The following is an 18,117-nucleotide window of genomic DNA, read 5'->3' on the forward strand; positions in this document are numbered from 1 at the left end:
ATATGAGCTTTTTAAAAGATGAAGGTGGACAAGGAGCAGCTGAATATATCTTATTGTTTGGTGGAGTTATCGTTATAGCAATAGCTGCACTACTAATATATCGAGCATACTTCAGCAGTAACTCTGGACTAAACGCAGCAAGTGATATAAATAACGTCAGAGGAAACATACCAGCTAACGGTTAACTAAAAAATAACCCCATAAATAATTCCCAAATTTTGTGGGGGTTTTTTTCTTTTTTTGATCAATAAGTAATATATTTTATCGGAATTATTTTGATAACATTTTAATTAAAGGAGTCTACTCCACTAAAAATCAATAGGACTAAACTGAAATCAAAAATTAGGGGAATCCCAAAATTGTAAGATAATTGTAAAAATAAATACAATTAATAATTATCATTTTTATAGACATATTAACCTTGTTAATTAATTTAAAAAATGTTCATATTAATAGGTGAATAAGATGGATGAAAAAGCTCAAATTAGCGCAGAAATGATACTGTTAATAGGTGCTATGTTAATAATAGTAATTGTTGCTGGAGGCTATATTCTAGGAATAACACAATCTGTAGCCGGTAACATTACCAGTGTTATAGATACTGCTAGAGATACCACAATTAATAGAATGTAAATATAATCAAAAATTTATTAAGTTATACCTCCCATACTAGAACACTCTTATTTTCATATATGGGTTTGAAGACTGTTGAGTTACTTTTTTCAATAACCAGCTTTGTAAAAATTGAGTTTTCAAATTTTTTATCCATAACTACCGCTCTTTTACTATTAATTATGAAAATAATAAAATTGCTATTAAACTCAATATAGTTCTTTTGAACCGTTCCATTATTCACCAAAACAACACAATATGGTGTTTTGTTTTTCCAAGTTATACTACCTGTTTCAAAATCCATCAAAATACCATTCGTGGAATTTAAAGAAGAATTAGTTTTGTTTACGTCACCAACCGAGTATGTATAATTGTTCGTTTGTTTGGTAACAAAGTTCCACTCTCCAAAATTGAATATCCAATAAGCTATATTAATCATTTTATCATTGGTCACCAAAACTACTGGTGCCGGATTTTCGGGGTGAGTAAATTTTAAAACATCATCAGCCTGATTCTGATCCAAACCATAATTATTGATAAGTATTTCACTTGAAGTAGACCTATTCAAACCCAGAATAGTATTCATAATTTCTACAGTTTTACTGGAGTTTTTCACATAAAAGTCTAGCTTAATATAACCCTCATCACCACTGGTGGATAACATTCGTAAAATTCCTAACGATAAGCTTTCATTATCTGTTGAAAAAATCTTTTTGAGCCAGTAATCCCGCGAACTACTAGGAGATTTATCCTTAAACGGATATGAATCATCATAATTCCTAACAGGTAAAGTTTCTATATAACCCATTCTGCCATCTTCACTAACTGAACGATCTGCAATAGCCGTGTAAAAATGACCGTTACCCCAATCACTAATTATAACTGTGTTATTCCTTGTGTTATTTTTTATCCAAACGGAAGCATCCCACATATCATCATTAGCGCCAGGAGTAAAAAATACACCTTTTTCAATATTCAATATTCCTGGAAGTAATAACAACACAAAAATTAAAGTAACAAAAACTTTAATTATACCAGGTTTTCTTTGTAAAATATGAAATTTTTTGTTGTTTCTTAAAAGATTTAGATATTCAATACATATTCCAATCAAAAATCCCGTACTAACTATCAATGGCGGAATCAAGATCATGATAAATCTTATGCCTTGATTCAAAGCAAGAAAGCCTGTAAACATCCATAAAACTAAAAATGAGAAGGATAAATAGTTAATTTTACTCAGAAATTGTTGGTGCAGTTTATCATTTAACATTATTCTAAATATCCATAAAAGTCCAAATATCCCTGCAAAGAGCGTGACCCCTAAATCTGAAATTAATTCTTCTATTGAAGGTTTACTCAGCTCTGAAACTGAAGCATAAATATTAGGCCAATCTGGCCACGAACCCCCTCCAGATGATAAATTAAAGAGTTGTAAAGGACTATATATCAGTTTTACAATATTAACAAAACCTGTAAACATCCCAACTAATATTAAAGTAAAAGAAAAAAACACAACAAAATTGTATAGTTGATTTTTAACTATATCTCCTCTAAATTTAGTCCAAATGATGTAACTAATCCAAAATAGAACAATAAGATAAAAAAGATATTGCCAACCATTCCAAGCAAGTGAAAATAGGAACATAAAGACTGCTGAAAGAAATGAAAATTCTATTCCCTTTTTTGTATTAATGTTGTGGGAAGCTTCAAAAAAGAACCATACCACCAAAAAAGGGAAAATAATATTGAACATATCTGTATCAAACCATCCCGGAACGGTTCGAATAAAATAAAAAGGAACCGTAACTGTTAAAATTCCAGCAGCAGCAGCCCCATATTGATTTGTGAACCTACCAACAAAAAAATAAGCTACAATTCCTGCAAGTGGCGCTATAAATGCAGATAACCAAAAACTAATAACAATAAGAGGCATAGTTGTAAACAAGTTGACAAATTTATAAACAAACGCTGTCAGGTAGACTATAAGAGGAGGGTAATCTAAAGGAACTCCATAAGGGTAATATGAATGCAGATCCCACTCAACACCATTAATTATTGCATCTCCAAGATATCCATGTTCAAGATAGTCTTCTGTTAAACGGTAGTTATAGTAAGAGTCTAATTCATACATATAAGGAAGGCCGTTTTCATCTTGATAAAATGATTTGTCAACGGCAGAAATCCCATTTAAATTAGTCGTTTCTATTCTGATTAAAAATCCGATAGAAAATATTAGTAATATGGTGATTATCGTGATAAATTGTTTATTCATTTGATCTCCTATGAATTATTTGATTAAACTTTAATAAATCTTATTTAATCATATATTTATAACAGTTGAAAATTGGGGTAATTGGTGAGGTTAATTAGTTGATTAAAGGTATAGAAAAGTTTAAAAGAAAGGCTTAATAATTTCCTCAAATTAGTAATCCAATCCAAACTACACCATTTCTAAATAGAGAGTTCCCAAATGATCCCTATGTCAAAGGATAGTTACATACATTGACTTTTAGATAAATTAATTCCGTTTATCATTCACGTTTTTAAAATGATAAAATCCTTATTCCTAGTTTATTCAAATTTTAGTCCCGAAAATTATTCAAAAAATAACTGAAATCCAAACGACACGATTTTTCACATTTGACATGTGAATATATGAGTTGTTGTTAAAATAACAAATATTTAGTCTAAGCATATCTACTGAGCAATATTAAGAAATAAATGGGAAAGTAAATTAAGTAGGTTTAAAATATTTATATATCTACTAAAATGAAAAGAAGATTATTAAAAACTGATCATATGTCGTTATTTAAAAACCCATGGGGGTCCAGTGAGAAGGTCAATTTCAAAAATCTTTTTTTTGGAGTTGATGGTGAAAAAGACCCGGACCGTCCGAAAGTTCATGAAAATGTAACTCTGGGAGTCAGTTACAAATTCAGATCTAAACCACCTCAAATCGGTAAAAACGCATTATTACGTTCCAATACCGTCATTTACAATGATGTGGAGATTGGCAATGAGTTCCAGACTGGACACGGAGTACTGGTTAGAGAAAAGACCACCATCGGCGATAAGGTACTCATAGGAACCAACAGTGTTATTGAAGGACATTGTGATATTGGAAGTAACATCAGCATTCAATCAAATGTTTACATCCCAAAAAACACCGTAATTGAGGATCATGTTTTCTTAGGACCATGTTCCTGTTTCACCAATGACCGGTATCCATTGCGATCTGATTATAAGCTTGAAGGACCCATAATACGGAAAGGAGCATCTATAGGGGCTAATTCAACGTTTCTTTCAGGAATTGAGGTTGGAGAAGGGACCATGGTTGCTGCAGGGGCCATTGTCACCCGTGATATACCACCATATTATCTGGCAATTGGTGCACCAGCCAAACATAAACCTTTACCCAAACAATTCAGGAAACTGAATAAAATTTAAGGGAATATCCCAATGCACAATTTTTGTGAAGATGTTTTAGGGTAAAAAATCCTTTTTTGTAAAAACTTTATATCATTCTTATCCTAATTCTAATTATGGAAGTATCTTTAATCATACCCATGTACAATGAGGAAGATAACGTCCTCATCACTCTTAATGAAGTTAAAAAGGTTCTGGAAACCTATCCAAGTTACCAGATACTGGCAGTGGATGATGGTAGCAGCGACCAAACCTTGGCTTTACTGGAGGATTTTGCATCATATAATCCTGAATTAGTAGTCCTGAAACATCCGGTGAACATGGGGATGGGAAGAGCACTCAGAACTGGTTTTGAAAAGGCAGAAGGTGATGTAATCATCACCCTGGATGCGGATTTAAGTTACGACCCAAAATATATTACAGAACTAATCCAGGAGCTCCATGAAAATCATCTGGACATTGTAATCGGATCCCAGTATATGGCTGGTGGGGAGACTGAAGATATTCCTTTCATCCGCCTCTTCGTAAGCAAAATGGCCAATAAAATCGTTGGCTACGCCCTGGATAAACACATTAGCACTGTAACCGGGATATTGCGTGCCTACCGGAAAGAAGTTATTGATTCTATAGAGATTGAATCTAATGGGACTGAAATTAACCCTGAAATGCTTTCAAAAGCCATTGCAATAGGTTTTGAGGTTAAAGAAATTCCTGTGAAGTTAAAAGGAAGAAAATTAGGGGAATCTAAAGTTCAATTCAGGTCAACCACTATTTCACACCTTTTATTTACATTCTATGAGAAACCAATGATGCTTTTTGGAGTTATTGGACTCCTGCTGTGCATTATAGGAATCATAATCGCAATATACTTATTTTATGAGTATTTAATAGGCACATTAGACCCAACCCGACCTTTAATGTTCGTTATGGTTTTAATGATACTTTCAGGGATACAAATCCTTGTTTTCGGTTTTGTTGCCACCCAGATAAGTCTCCTGAAACGTGAAATTTACATAATTCAAAAAGAAAATAAATTACTGAGGAAAAAATTGAAATAACTACAGAATAAATCTCTTTTTTCCATTATCCGGTGTTTTTATGGACAATGCCCGTGTATCAATTGTAATTCTTAACTGGAATGGCTGGGAAGACACCATTGAATGCTTGGAATCATTATTTCAAATTAATTACCCTAACTTTGATGTTATTTTAGTTGACAATGCTTCAGGAGATGATTCTCTGGAGAAGATCAAAAAATATTGTTCAGGGAATTTGAAGGTCGAATCAGGTTTTTTCAAATATAATCCTGAAAATAAACCAATTAACCTTTTAGAATACACTAAAGAGTTTGATGATCCTAAAGTTCATATGAAAAAGGAAAATACAAATCGTGATCAGCTTATACTAATAAAAAATGATAAAAATGTGGGTTTTCCCGGTGGAAACAATATAGGAATGAAGTTCGCCCTTAAGTTCTTTAATCCAGATTACATTCTACTTTTAAACAATGATACTGTTGTTGAAAAAAATTTTTTAGGTGAATTAGTGAGAAATGGTGATTCAGAGGGTGATATTGGTATTTTAGGTCCCAAAATTTACTTCTATGATAAACCCAACATAATATGGAGCTCAGGCTGCGAAATATCCTGGAAATTAAGTCGTGGAATTCAAATTGGAACCAATGAACTTGATAATGGCCAGTATGACACTAAAAAACAGGTGGAATATGTCAGTGGATCTGCATTTCTAATAAAAAGTGAAGTTATCAAAAAGATTGGTCTTATGGACGAGAACTATTTTTTATACTTTGAAGAGAGTGATTGGACTCTTCGGACAAATAAAAGAGGATATAATACCTTATATGTGCCTCAATCTAAGATATGGCATAAAATATCAAGATCAGGCGGAGGAATATCTAATCCCATAGGATTATACTACATAACACGTAATCGCTGGATTTTTATGAATAAATGGGCTAGTAATAAAGATTACATAATCTTTATCATTTATCAAATTATTAGTGCAATTATATTCCCAATATTCTTAAGTATATATTACGCAAACTTAAAATTATTTAAAGCATATTACTTCGGGTTATTTGACGCTATCCATTATATAACATTTAAAACTTCAAGAAACAGTATAAAATAAGGATGTGCATCGTATGAGGATTACCGTTATCGGAGCAGGGTATGTTGGGTTGGTTACAGCTGTTTGCCTTGCTGAATTAAAAAATAATGTTCTATGTGTTGAAAGACCTTCTTTCGATTTAAGTAAATTAAAAAAAGGAATTTCTCACTTTTACGAACCTGGATTGAATGAATTACTAAGCAAAAACATTAAAGCAAATAGAATTAAATTCACTGTTGATTTAGATAACGCCATTGATTTTAGTGATGTTATTTTTATTTGTGTGGGAACCCCTCAAAGTAATACTGGGAAAGCGGATTTATCTCAAGTTGAAACCATCGCAATACAAATTGCTAAAAGGCTTAACAGCTATAAATTGATAGTTGAAAAATCAACTGTTCCAGTAAACACCCATCAATGGGTTAAGAAAACAATTAAAAGATATGCTCATTCTAATTTAGATTTTGACGTTGCATCAAACCCTGAATTTTTAAGAGAAGGTTCGGCGGTATCTGATTTTATGAAGCCTGATAGAATCGTCGTGGGTGTTGAAAGTGACCGGGCAAAACAAGTTTTTAAACAAATATATTCTCCATTCATTGAAAATGGTTTTCCAGTTTTAATAACAACACCGGCTGCTTCCGAACTCATTAAACACGCCGCAAACTCGTTCTTAGCTCTAAAAATTTCATATATAAATATGGTATCCGAACTTTGTGAAAAGGCAAATGTGGATATTAATATGGTAGCTGATGGAATAGGCTACGATAAACGTATCGGGCGTGATTTTCTTAATGCCGGAATAGGCTATGGGGGTTCTTGTTTTCCTAAGGATGTTAAAGCATTTATCAACATAGCTGAAGAACATGGTGTTGATTTCACAATATTAAAAGAAGTTGAAAAGGTAAATTCCAAAAAAAGAATAAATTTTGTTAAAAAAGTAGAAAAAGTTCTTTGGATAAACAAAAATAAAGATATAGCAATTTGGGGACTATCTTTCAAACCGGATACTGATGACATACGAGAAGCTCCCTCCTTAGACATTATCAATATACTTTCAAATAAGGGTGCTAATTTAAGACTCTACGATCCACAAGCAATGCAAAAATTCAAATCAGTATTCCCTGAAAATGACAAGATAAAATTTTTCAAAAATAAATATGATACAATTAGAAATGCTGACGCCTTGTTAATACTTACTGAATGGAACGAATTCAAAAATGTAGATTTGAATAAAATGAAAAAACTTATGAATCTTCCAATAATTATTGATGGACGGAACATATACAATCCAAAGGAAATGGAAGCATTTGAATATTATAATATTGGCAGAGGAAAATTTAATGATGTGGAGATACTGAAATGAAACAAGTTCTAATTTCAGGTGCAGCTGGTTTTATTGGAAGCCATTTATGTGATAAATTTTTAGAAGAAGGTTTCTATGTTGTTGGACTAGATAATTTTATCACAGGATCTCCAAAAAATATTGAACATTTACTTGAAAGGAAAAAATTCGAATTCATTAAACATGATATTACTCTCCCGATTAAATTCCATTCAAAAAAGATTGATTTAGTACTACATTTTGCCTGTCCTGCAAGCCCAGTAGATTATCTAAAGTTCCCATTGGAAACAATGAAAGTAAACTCTATTGGCACTTTAAACATGTTAGAAATAGCTAAAAAATATAATTCGAAATATATCTTTGCATCAACTTCAGAAGTGTACGGTGACCCCACTGTTCATCCACAAACTGAATCTTATTTGGGTAATGTGAATCCTGTCGGACCTCGTTCGGTTTATGATGAATCAAAGAGATTTTCAGAAGCAATTTCAATGTCTTATTTCAGAGAATATGGATTAGATACACGAATAATCAGAATTTTTAATACTTATGGACCCCGAATGAAAGCAAACGATGGGAGAGTAGTTCCTAATTTCATTACACAAGCATTAAACATGGACAACATTACTGTTTATGGAAATGGAAATCAAACAAGGAGTTTTTGTTATATCAGCGATTTAATTGATGGAATTTTTAAAATCACATCAGCCGATAATCTTAAAGGCGAAATTATGAATTTAGGAAATCCCGAAGAATATAACATTCTTGATTTGGCAAAAATAATTATAGAAAAAACTTCATCTAAATCCCAGATTATCTTCAAAGCCCTTCCAGAAGATGACCCTAAACAGAGATGCCCTGAAATTACCAAAATTAAGAAATTAACCAAATGGCAACCTGAGACAAGTTTAAAAGAAGGAATTGACCTAACAATCGATTATTTTAAGAACCATATCTGATGATTAAAATGCGAACAAAATACGATTTAACTATTGCTTACAGGATCTATCCTAAAGTGTCTAAGAATCCCCTTGTTTTCAGTGATGACAAATATAAACTCTCTGAGTTATGTTTAAGATCATTAAAAGAATCATTAGGAGATCTTAGGGCCAAATTGATTGTTTTATTAGATAATTGCCCCCCAGAATACATTGATCTTTTCAAAAAATACTTTGACCAAGAAGATTTAGAATTAATTGAACTGGATGGGGTGGGAAACCTATCGACATTTGGTATGCAAATTGAACTACTTTTAGAGCAAAATTTTTCTGATGTGGTGTATTTCGCAGAGGATGATTATTATTATCTTCCAAATCAATTCAGTGAAATGATAAACTTTCTAGAAAAAAATAATGATGTTGATTTTGTCTCCCCTTTTGATCATATAGATTACTACAAATTTAATTTCCATGATTACAAAAATAAAATCAAATTTAGCGAAAAAAAACATTGGCAAAATGTTGCAACAACTTGTTTAACATTTCTAACAACGAAAAAAACTTTAGAAAGAACTCAAAATATATTCAAAACTTATGCTAAAGGTAACTATGATACCAGCATCTGGGCCAGCCTAACAAAGTTTAACATTTTCAATCCATTCAAACTATTCAAATATAAAGAAAAACCGTATTTTATTGCCGTTTTCTTTAAATCTTGGCGTTATTCATTTATACAACACTTATTCGGGAAAAAATGGACCTTATGGACCCCTATTCCTACAATTGCAACACATATAGAAAGTGAAGATGTTTCTCCTACAATAAACTGGTTAAAAATTATTTGCCACAAGTTATAAGTTACTGCATGAACTTTAATATTTTGAATCCGATTGTTTTCAAGGGTTTTGGTAGTTTATCAGCCCGTATAGCGTATGTTAACCCCATAATTTTACTAAAAAAGTGCACAATTCTATTTCTTATTCTATCATTTAATGAATTTTCTTTAACTTTTGTTCCAAATGTAATAGAACTAATAAACCCAACATCCTTAAAATTTCTTGAATTATATATGTATTCTTTGACAACTTTTCTAGGTCCTTCATAACTACCTATACTATCATGAAATGCTATTTTACCCCCTTCAATCAACCTTGGGAACCATAATTCAAAATCTAACTTGACTTGTTCATATTCATGGGCACCATCAATAAACACGAACTCAACAGGTTCATCAAACATATTAAATGCGTCATAAGATGTTTTAACAACAGGTGTTATAATATTATTCAATCCTGCGCTTTCAATATTTTTTTTAAACTCATCAAAAGTGTTAACTTCCCCATATTCTTCAATATGTTCAGAAGAACCGGTATGAGGATCTACCGCATATATCTTTACTTTGTTTCCAGACTGTGACCCTTTCCCTAAATAGATGGTTGATTTTCCCTTCCAAGATCCTATTTCCAATATAATTCCATTACCCTCACAATTTCTTGAAGTCTCAAACAAATATTCCCCTTCAGCTTCATTAACCCATCCATCAATATTTTTAGCTATTTCATTAGCTTCTTTATATTCCAACATTTTGAATCCTTCTTATTCCTGAATTAATTCATACTATCTACTAATAATTTATATCCACTAATTAGAATTTGTATGAAATAAATTTTCCTTTAGACATATTCTATAAATACATTATTAATCTAATTAAATATACTTCTTTATAACATCAATCAAAACATAATTAGATGTTAAAACTCATGAGTTATTATTACAACATTAATTACTAAAAAATGAGCTCAATTGGTTCACTATAGTCCCTATTAATATATTAACATCATATGTTCTCTGCTTGATTAGTTAAAATATTAGTTCAACAAATTATAAAAATTAGTTTTATTTATAAGAAATCCATTAAAAATCAATTTATCTCTGTAAAAATGGACTTATAACTAGTACTGATAAATTATGTAAAATATTAAAATCGGCCACAAAACCTCTAATTTAACATTCTTTTAAAAAAATTTATTTCATTTCGATCAATCCCCTTGGTAATGAACATTAAAAAGAAATAAACTACCATGGAAATTCCAATCACTAAAATAACATTGATAATCCCTTTGGGATTTGTTAAAACTATTAGTAGAGACATGATAATCGAAGCAAAGACAATTTTTAAGATAAACATTTTATCAAAATTAAGTTTAAAATATCTCAATGTGTAATGCAAACTAACGAAAAATGCAAATAAATAAGAAAGCAACGTAACAGCCGCTGCAGCCAGGATACCAAAATAAGGCACAAATATTAAATTTAAAAGACTAATTAAAGCAGCAATAGTCCAAATACTCCCAATAACTTTTGTCTTTTTCTTAAGAATTATTATATTAGCAATGATTCCATATGCCCCAAACAAAAGAGAACTTAGTGCCACAAAAGGTGTGACTAAATAACCATTTAAAGCTATTTCAGGAGTAGTTAATATCATCATTATTGATTTTGATAATAATGATAAGCCAAAAACCATTGGAATAGAAATTAAAAGAAAATATTTCATTGAATAATTGATAAACTTCGTTACCTCTAAAATTTGTCCATTTTCATAATATTTAGGCAGTATAGATTGAAGAATTACCGATAATGGTACTGAAAAAAGTAATATAGACATTCCCAGAGTATAACCGGGTGAATAATAGGCAACAAACGTTGTTCCCAGTAATATTCCAATTACAAAACGATCACTTGATTCCACTATCCAATTGGAGAGATTACTTGGAATGGTTGGAAGCGAAAAATTTAGATACTCTCTAATGTAACCAAAATTAGGAATTTTAAAACCAATATCCTGAATAATTAGTGAAATCATTAAAACTAGAACAACAATTTGAGAGATTAAAAAACCTAAAACAATCAAAGATATTGAATGCCAAAAGAAGGCAAAATAGGATATTAAAAGCAAAGAGAAATATGTTTGGAATAGTAAAAAGAAAGAATATTTCTTCATCTGATTAAAAGTTAGAAAATAATTAATTAACAGACTATTAGCCGAACCAAAAATTAGCATTATCGCTGTTAATGATACTATCATGGTATTACCATTAAATAGAAGTGCTGCGATTTCCTTTGAAAATAGAAGTAATACGACTGAAATAAGGAAACTAGCAATTAAAATTAAGCTCAGCATAGAATAGAAACTCTCTCGAATCTTTCTTTTAGATGTTTCTGCAGATAAAAATCTTAATATAGTAAATGGAAATCCTAAATTAGCAATACTGGTTATTAAAAAGAAAGTAGTCATTACCTGAACCCATATTCCATAATCAGTGGCGCCCACACTTTTAGTCAATATGGGAATAAGTATAATTGTGTTTAAAGCAACTAAGAAATTAGTGACACCGACTAATCCAATTCGCTTCACGAAAAGTTTATACGCATCTAACATACTGCTAAAACACTCTTTAGTTTATTTATAATTATTTTCCATATTACTAATTAATACACCAATAAAATTTATTAATTATATTATTCTTTTTTACAATGATTAAAACTGGAAAGCAAACATATTAAGGCATAAACATCCGATAAAATGGAAACCCGTTGCAAATCTCTGAACATCACCCATATTTACATCAAATTTAGAAATTTCAACTTTGCATTAGAAATGAGCTCTTTGGCCGTTTTTTCCTGTAAAAAACCTTAAATGAATTTCACCAAGTATCCATGAGTTTCATAATCAAAATTTCCGGATAACAATTCTAATCTAACTCTATTCCAACAACTCACAGTCATTATTTTTTATCTCTTTAGCTAGGATCCCTACGGCACAACCCACATCAAGAACTTTCTTTTGTTTACCTACACACTGCACAATTTTCTGATGAACACTGAATGGATTCAGATTTAAAGTGTCATATTTTGTCATCAAATCACTTATTCAAACTTAATTTGATATAATATTATCTATTTTTATTTAAAACTTCATTATAAACATCAACATAATCTTTTGAAACATGTTTCCAGCTAAATTTATTCTTAACCATATCTAATGATGAATCAACAAGTTTTTTTCTTAACTCATCATCTTCCATCAATAATAGAACCGTTTTTGAAATATCTGAAATTTTTTTTTCTTGTACAAGTAAACCTGATATTCCTTCATTTATTATATCTGGAATTCCTCCCACATCAGATCCAATCACAGGAAGCCCACAAGCCATGGCCTCCAATAAAACCACACCTAAACCTTCGGTATTTCCCTGAGAGTCTACTATAGAAGGTAAAACGAATAAATCAGCAGAGTTGTAAATCATCAACAATTCTCCATCAGAAACATTCTTCACAATTTCCACTTCATCTCCAAGACTAAGTTCATAAATAAGTTCTTTCAATTTAGCTTCGAGAGGTCCGGATCCAACGATTTTCAGCCGAACATGTTTATGTTCTTTTAAAACCTGAGGCATAGCACGTATGAGATATTCAAAACCCTTTCTTTCAATTAAATAACCAACTGACAGTATTTGAAAAATATTTTCATCTTTATAAACATCCAATGGCCTGAAAAATTCTGTATCCACTCCAAACGGTATTATATTGATCTTCTCCCCATCCAGACCCGCTTCTAAGCAAAACTTCCGAGTAGCAGTGCTGTTGGTTATGGTTTTTGAAGAATTATTCACCAGCCAGCGAAGAGCAAAAAGCATACTATAACGTTTGGAAAGATGTACCTCTTCACCATGGATCGTATTTATGTAATGGACCCCATGAAGCTTTTTTAAGAATAATGCACCTAATCCATTGGGTATAGGCCACTGAACATGAATCATATCCATTCCTTTCAACTTCCGCAGAGAATAATAAACAGTGAAAAACAGGAAGGTTAATACCTGAATTTTAACCAAAAAACCCTCTTTAACATTATCTATCATTCCGGCCCGACCTGATAAGCGTTCGTATTTTCGTGGATAGAAATAGTGGAATCTTTCTACATTCACCCCTTCCAAAGTGTAACTGGTTTCCCCACCAGTGTGCGGCGCAATAACACGGACTTCATGTCCATTCTTGACTACTTCTTTCATCAACCTATGGACAAATATTCCATGAGGATCATCCTCAAAATCAGGATATGCCGAAGTAATTACACCAATTTTCATTTTAATACCTAATAATATTTTTTGTACAATATAACGCTGCCAAATTGTTTAACCGGTTTATAATTAGTAAAATTCAAACCTTTCCTAATGGAGAAATAATAATCAGCATTGTGACTGTTTAATTCCCTATTATATTCGAACCTATCTTGATCTGTAAAATTGAGATCTTTTGAACCTGTATAAATAACTTGGTTGTTTCTGAAAATTGGCATTTTACTTACATTTCGCTGCAGGAACCATCCAGAATAAGGCCAGAAATCCGAATATATCACTTTATTTTTATAATCAGGATCAGTTTCAATAAGCCAGTTGCTACTAGAATTAATATCTTTGTTTAAGAGCTTTAAATCATCATTAGCTGTTGTAACATAAGGTAAATAAGATAAAGCTGAAGAAATAATCAGTAATATTAAAAAAATACCGAATATGTATTGTGTTATATTTTTATTTTTTATCCGGAACCCAAACTTAGATGTTGTTAAATTAAAGCCTAACATAAGAAAGTAAGCAACAGTAGGAGCCATTGTTATAAAATATCGATACTCTTTGATAACATAAACACTATGAAATATAAAAAAGGTCATAAACCACAATAAGAAAAGGAAATCTATATCCTTATTTTTGTATTCAAAGTTTTTAATGTAATTATAAATGAAATAAATCAATATAAAAAATATAAAGACACTTAAAATATAGTGAATTGTTCTTATGGTAAAAATAAAAAGAACTGATAAAAATATTAAAAATAATAATTTAGTATCCACATATTCCTCCCTGAAGACCTTTATAGAGTTTTTTAAAGAACTTTGAGGTATATTTTGACTTCGTTTTTTATTAAACCGCTTGAATATGCTTATTGAAAATCCCAGAAGGATTACTAATATAACACCAAAACCTTCAGATCCTATTAAAGTGGGTATGTTTTTGATAAAATAAAAAAAATCAGGATTATATGCAAAGCTCAAATTATTCCCTGCGGATTCTGATACTGAAGATGAACTGGAACCAAAAAAATCCATGAATGTGTAAAATGGGTTACCCAAATAAGTATTAAACAACCATAAAACAGGAATAAGCACTAAAAATGAAAGTAAAATGCCAATTAAAATATTCTTTCGATTTTTTATTTCATCCCAATTTACCAGAATATAAAATAATATTGGGAAAATTAATAATGCAGATGTGAACCGGGTTAAAAAAGCAATCATTGCCAATGGAAAAGAGATATAAAATAATCTAGAATCTTTCTTAACAGCTAAAACTGTAAATAAAAGAGCCCAAATAGAAATACATACACTGGGAAGATCAGTAAGTCCTGCGCTAACAAAAGCAAGAATAGGAGGGAACGTTGAAAATAATAATACACCTAAAAAGCTTGTTAAGCCATCAAAGCGTAACTTAAAAAAGATATAAAGGCCAATACATCCAAATATAAATATTAAACTGTCAATTGCAAAAATAGGCCATTCAACAAGCCCAGTAAACCTGAAGAAAATAGACGTAAGAAAAGGCATTACTGGAGGCCTTACAATATCCATATAACCAATGTTTTGACCTGCAAATAATGCAGCGTCGGCTAATAAATCATATGTATCCCATACTGGCCCAATATCCATCTGGATTAAAAAACGATTGTAAGTTATATAACCCACAATTAAAGTTAACATCGACAAAAAGATAATATTAGGAAGTTGATTTTTTAGCTTTTCCAAATTTAATATAAACAATTAATCACCTAAATCTAATTTGATAACTCATTATTAAAGTAAACCCCCTCATTCATCAGAGGTATCATCGCCATCAATACACACTGCTCAGTGTTCCCTGTACGATCCAATAACCCCTGGCTGAGGTGGCTTACTGCACCTGTTTTCTGTCCCAGTTTGTCAACACCAGTAAGTTGATCCATAACATCCCCCACTTCCACACCTTCCAGAACCTGCTCTATGACTATTGGAGGGTATTCAAAACCGGCACTGACTCCCAAGGTGGTTTTCTCCCCATCATGGATAGCACACCATTGCAAGTCAAGGTAACCAGTTATACTGTGGGGTACCTTTAAAAGGCCTGACTCTATGCCCACAGCCAGATCCACATCTGAACTGTAGGCGTTTTTCGCCCGGTTAATAGCCCCCTGAATAGTGACCTCTAATCCTATAGGCTGGTCCTGTACACCAGAATCCACTTCCACTGATTCCAATTCCAGTTCAGAGTAAATCTTCTCCAGAACGTTCCTTGTGGCCTTTAACTTCACCGGATTTTTGGACCCAACTACAACTTTCATTTTACTTTTCTACCTTTTAATTAATGTTCCCACCTTATTTATCTCTCCTCGACGTATACGGGTGGATGATATGGGTTTACCATCATCTGCCAGGACCATGCTTATGGTGATTATGTCCAGGGGTTTCATTCCCTTCTCCCTGCGTATCTGGTTAATTTTAAATGCTGTTGGTTCTGTTTCAGGACTTACCACTATGGCATCTATGGATTCATCATCTATTGTGATTCCGTAGGGTTCTTCCAGTCTGGATAAAATGTAATTTGACCTGTTCTTAAGTACCAAGTTCAGGTTGGACATCCTCACATTGCAGGGTTCGATTTCTCCCTTAATGCCCCCGAATTCATCGGAGGTGACTCCTATCAGTACATGGTCACCAATCTGGAATGCCTTCTTTATCAGTAACCTGTGGCCCTGGTGGAATTTATCAAAAGTACCTCCAACAGCCACTTTATTATATTTTTTAAACGTCATTCTCTGCTTATCCTTAGACTTAATTATTTTAATGGTAATAGTTTATTTGCAAAAAGGTGAAATCATTAATTCCGAATTTGTAAATTAGAATTCTGATCAATTTTTCAATCTATTCTTAAATCTTAATCTCCTGACTTGAATTAAAATCTATTTGACCATAATTAATTAGGTAGATATCTTGATTATATTGGTGGTAAAGATAATAAACTATGCTCCTGGAACACAATGTAGTGGTGAAGGATCCACTTAAAATTGGACTTCGCTTCGCCTCATGCTACCCCAATCTCTACCGCAGTGCCATGTCCTCACTGGGTTTCCATATCATTTACGACTTCCTAAACCATCAGGATGATGTTTACTGCGAACGGGTGGTCTACCCCTATGGTAAGAGCCTGGAGACTGGTTCACCCCTGAAGGATTTTGATGTGGTGGGTTTCTCCCTCCAGTATGAGCAGGATTACCCCCACGTCCTGGAGATGCTCAGGGAAGGTGGTTTAAATATTAGGAAAAGGGATAGGGGTCCTGATGATCCTCTGGTAATTGCAGGTGGTCCCTGTGCCAGTTCCAACCCCTTACCCATGAGTGATTTCATTGACCTTTTCCTGGTGGGTGATGGTGAGGTCATTCTACCTGATTTTCTGGATAAACTAGGTGAACTGGATAACCCCCGTAGGGAGATTGATGCCCTTTTGGATGTGGAAGGGGTGTTCATACCAGGTAATGAAGCTAAACTGGTCAAAGTAGAGGATATGCGTGATGCCTGGCGTCCAGTTCGCCAGGTTTTCCCGGAAACTGATAACAAGGATCTGATCCCGGCCTTTGGGAAATCATTCCTCCTGGAAGTTTCCAGGGGATGTGCCCGTGGTTGTCGTTTCTGCATGGCGGGCTGCCTTTACCGTCCCCGGAGAGAGACAGATATTAAAACCCTTATCCAGACTGCAGAAGAGGGGAGGGAAGCCACCGGTTTGAATAAAATTGCCCTTATTGGTGGTGCGGTTTCTGATTACTCCCATATAGAGGAGTTGTGCAGTGAACTCCTCCAGCGTGGTTTCCAGGTTACCACACCATCCCTGCGTATCGAATCCATCAGCAGGGATCTTCTGGAAAGTTTGAAAGAAAGTGGGCTTAGAACCATTACCATTGCCCCGGAATCAACCTGGAGACTAAGGAAAGTGGCGAATAAACCCATCACTGATGAGGATATTCGGAGGACCATGGAAACAGCCTTCGCCTTGAACTTCAATGTTAAGCTGTATTTCCTGATAGGACTGCCCACAGAAACACAGGATGATCTCCAGGACCTGTTGAATCTGATAAGAGATCTTGAAGTTATGGCCCCTCACCGGGATTCACTCCGGATAAGCATCAACCCATTCATACCCAAACCCCACACACCCTTCCAGTGGACAAAGTTCAACCTAAAAGACATAAAAGCCAGGGTGAACTACCTTAAAAAACACACCAAAAACAGGCACTTCAAGGTGGAAAACCCCAACAAATCCCTGATGCAGTACGTGTTATCAGTGGGAGATGCCGATCTAGCCCCTATCATTGAAGAATCATCCCATAAAAAGGTCCCCCTGGGTGATTGGAAAAAACTGACACCCCACTGGAATTTAGATGATGAACTTCCCTGGAAAGATTTAGATGTTAACATTGATGATGAATTCTTGGAAGATGAATATAAAAAGGCGTTAAATGGGGATCTTACACCCTGGTGTGAGACTTTTGGCTGTTACCATTGTGGGGTTTGTCAATAAT

17 protein-coding genes are annotated in these 18,117 nt (G+C 33.1%); 9 read left to right on the top strand and 8 right to left on the bottom strand.

All coding sequences use genetic code 11. The annotated features are described in order from the left end of the window. The first annotated feature begins 2 nt into the window (after positions 1-2). Positions 3-185 (top strand): class III signal peptide-containing protein, encoded by a 183-nt coding sequence (locus tag HY987_RS00210; protein ID WP_292754150.1) that lies wholly within the window; start codon positions 3-5, stop codon positions 183-185. A gap of 280 nt (positions 186-465) precedes the next feature. Continuing rightward, the gene (locus HY987_RS00215) at positions 466-633 is read left to right on the top strand and encodes a class III signal peptide-containing protein (protein WP_292754152.1); all 168 of its coding nucleotides are present in this window, start codon (positions 466-468) and stop codon (positions 631-633) included. A gap of 22 nt (positions 634-655) precedes the next feature. On the opposite strand, the gene HY987_RS00220 is transcribed toward HY987_RS00215, so the two are convergent. Continuing rightward, positions 656-2,884: an STT3 domain-containing protein gene (locus HY987_RS00220; protein ID WP_292754154.1), complete on the bottom strand. Its 2,229-nt coding sequence runs from the start codon at positions 2,882-2,884 to the stop codon at positions 656-658. A 527-nt stretch (positions 2,885-3,411) separates the two neighbouring features. Here HY987_RS00220 and HY987_RS00225 point away from each other — a divergent pair. The 6 genes from HY987_RS00225 to HY987_RS00250 all read left to right on the top strand — a co-directional run bounded on the left by HY987_RS00225 (position 3,412) and on the right by HY987_RS00250 (position 9,308). Continuing rightward, positions 3,412-4,059 (top strand): acyltransferase, encoded by a 648-nt coding sequence (locus tag HY987_RS00225; protein WP_292754157.1) that lies wholly within the window; start codon positions 3,412-3,414, stop codon positions 4,057-4,059. A gap of 95 nt (positions 4,060-4,154) precedes the next feature. Then, complete coding sequence (locus HY987_RS00230) at positions 4,155-5,096, top strand: glycosyltransferase family 2 protein (protein ID WP_292754159.1); 942 nt, start codon at positions 4,155-4,157, stop codon at positions 5,094-5,096. A 40-nt stretch (positions 5,097-5,136) separates the two neighbouring features. Continuing rightward, on the top strand, positions 5,137-6,189 hold the full coding sequence (locus tag HY987_RS00235; protein ID WP_292754161.1) for a glycosyltransferase family 2 protein: 1,053 nt from the start codon (positions 5,137-5,139) through the stop codon (positions 6,187-6,189). A gap of 13 nt (positions 6,190-6,202) precedes the next feature. Beyond that, the gene (locus HY987_RS00240) at positions 6,203-7,534 is read left to right on the top strand and encodes a UDP-glucose/GDP-mannose dehydrogenase family protein (RefSeq protein ID WP_292754163.1); all 1,332 of its coding nucleotides are present in this window, start codon (positions 6,203-6,205) and stop codon (positions 7,532-7,534) included. Beyond that, a complete protein-coding gene (locus HY987_RS00245) occupies positions 7,531-8,472 on the top strand; it encodes a UDP-glucuronic acid decarboxylase family protein (RefSeq protein WP_292754165.1) in 942 nt (313 codons plus the stop codon). The genes HY987_RS00240 and HY987_RS00245 overlap by 4 nt, the downstream gene beginning before the upstream one ends. An 8-nt stretch (positions 8,473-8,480) precedes the next feature. Continuing rightward, entirely contained in the window at positions 8,481-9,308 is an 828-nt protein-coding gene (locus tag HY987_RS00250; RefSeq protein WP_292754167.1) for a glycosyltransferase family 2 protein, read from the top strand. A 1-nt stretch (position 9,309) separates the two neighbouring features. Here HY987_RS00250 and HY987_RS00255 read toward each other — a convergent pair whose 3' ends face one another. From HY987_RS00255 to HY987_RS00285, 7 genes are all read right to left on the bottom strand, one after another. Beyond that, on the bottom strand, positions 9,310-10,035 hold the full coding sequence (locus HY987_RS00255; protein ID WP_292754169.1) for a class I SAM-dependent methyltransferase: 726 nt from the start codon (positions 10,033-10,035) through the stop codon (positions 9,310-9,312). 415 nt (positions 10,036-10,450) lie between these two features. Beyond that, entirely contained in the window at positions 10,451-11,893 is a 1,443-nt protein-coding gene (locus tag HY987_RS00260; RefSeq protein ID WP_292754171.1) for a lipopolysaccharide biosynthesis protein, read from the bottom strand. A gap of 324 nt (positions 11,894-12,217) precedes the next feature. Next, positions 12,218-12,373, bottom strand: a complete 156-nt coding sequence (locus tag HY987_RS00265; RefSeq protein ID WP_292754173.1) for a hypothetical protein — start codon at positions 12,371-12,373, stop codon at positions 12,218-12,220. Positions 12,374-12,407: 34 nt separating this feature from the next. After that, a complete protein-coding gene (locus HY987_RS00270) occupies positions 12,408-13,601 on the bottom strand; it encodes a glycosyltransferase (RefSeq protein ID WP_292754175.1) in 1,194 nt (397 codons plus the stop codon). Positions 13,602-13,609: 8 nt separating this feature from the next. Further along, positions 13,610-15,328: a glycosyltransferase family 39 protein gene (locus HY987_RS00275; RefSeq protein WP_292754177.1), complete on the bottom strand. Its 1,719-nt coding sequence runs from the start codon at positions 15,326-15,328 to the stop codon at positions 13,610-13,612. A 14-nt stretch (positions 15,329-15,342) separates the two neighbouring features. Continuing rightward, on the bottom strand, positions 15,343-15,885 hold the full coding sequence (gene yjjX / locus HY987_RS00280; RefSeq protein ID WP_292754180.1) for an inosine/xanthosine triphosphatase: 543 nt from the start codon (positions 15,883-15,885) through the stop codon (positions 15,343-15,345). 9 nt (positions 15,886-15,894) lie between these two features. After that, positions 15,895-16,356, bottom strand: coding sequence for a phosphopantetheine adenylyltransferase (locus HY987_RS00285; RefSeq protein ID WP_292754183.1), 462 nt, complete (start codon positions 16,354-16,356; stop codon positions 15,895-15,897). A 209-nt stretch (positions 16,357-16,565) separates the two neighbouring features. On the opposite strand from HY987_RS00285, the gene HY987_RS00290 reads away from it, so the two are divergent. Then, complete coding sequence (locus HY987_RS00290; RefSeq protein WP_292754186.1) at positions 16,566-18,116, top strand: radical SAM protein; 1,551 nt, start codon at positions 16,566-16,568, stop codon at positions 18,114-18,116. Position 18,117: the final 1 nt, after the last annotated feature.

The organism is Methanobacterium sp. (genome assembly GCF_016217785.1).
Taxonomy (GTDB): Archaea; Methanobacteriota; Methanobacteria; order Methanobacteriales; family Methanobacteriaceae; genus Methanobacterium.

Bases quoted from the DNA above. Each gene is read 5' to 3' on its own strand.
- HY987_RS00255 (WP_292754169.1), bottom strand. From the start codon at position 10,035: ATGTTGGAATATAAAGAAGCTAATGAAATAGCTAAAAATATTGATGGA.
- HY987_RS00285 (WP_292754183.1), bottom strand. From the start codon at position 16,356: ATGACGTTTAAAAAATATAATAAAGTGGCTGTTGGAGGTACTTTTGAT.
- HY987_RS00235 (WP_292754161.1), top strand. From the start codon at position 5,137: ATGGACAATGCCCGTGTATCAATTGTAATTCTTAACTGGAATGGCTGG.
- HY987_RS00230 (WP_292754159.1), top strand. From the start codon at position 4,155: ATGGAAGTATCTTTAATCATACCCATGTACAATGAGGAAGATAACGTC.
- HY987_RS00210 (WP_292754150.1), top strand. From the start codon at position 3: ATGAGCTTTTTAAAAGATGAAGGTGGACAAGGAGCAGCTGAATATATC.
- HY987_RS00225 (WP_292754157.1), top strand. From the start codon at position 3,412: ATGTCGTTATTTAAAAACCCATGGGGGTCCAGTGAGAAGGTCAATTTC.
- HY987_RS00260 (WP_292754171.1), bottom strand. From the start codon at position 11,893: ATGTTAGATGCGTATAAACTTTTCGTGAAGCGAATTGGATTAGTCGGT.
- yjjX (WP_292754180.1), bottom strand. From the start codon at position 15,885: ATGAAAGTTGTAGTTGGGTCCAAAAATCCGGTGAAGTTAAAGGCCACA.
- HY987_RS00240 (WP_292754163.1), top strand. From the start codon at position 6,203: ATGAGGATTACCGTTATCGGAGCAGGGTATGTTGGGTTGGTTACAGCT.
- HY987_RS00245 (WP_292754165.1), top strand. From the start codon at position 7,531: ATGAAACAAGTTCTAATTTCAGGTGCAGCTGGTTTTATTGGAAGCCAT.
- HY987_RS00250 (WP_292754167.1), top strand. From the start codon at position 8,481: ATGCGAACAAAATACGATTTAACTATTGCTTACAGGATCTATCCTAAA.
- HY987_RS00220 (WP_292754154.1), bottom strand. From the start codon at position 2,884: ATGAATAAACAATTTATCACGATAATCACCATATTACTAATATTTTCT.
- HY987_RS00215 (WP_292754152.1), top strand. From the start codon at position 466: ATGGATGAAAAAGCTCAAATTAGCGCAGAAATGATACTGTTAATAGGT.
- HY987_RS00265 (WP_292754173.1), bottom strand. From the start codon at position 12,373: ATGACAAAATATGACACTTTAAATCTGAATCCATTCAGTGTTCATCAG.
- HY987_RS00270 (WP_292754175.1), bottom strand. From the start codon at position 13,601: ATGAAAATTGGTGTAATTACTTCGGCATATCCTGATTTTGAGGATGAT.
- HY987_RS00290 (WP_292754186.1), top strand. From the start codon at position 16,566: ATGCTCCTGGAACACAATGTAGTGGTGAAGGATCCACTTAAAATTGGA.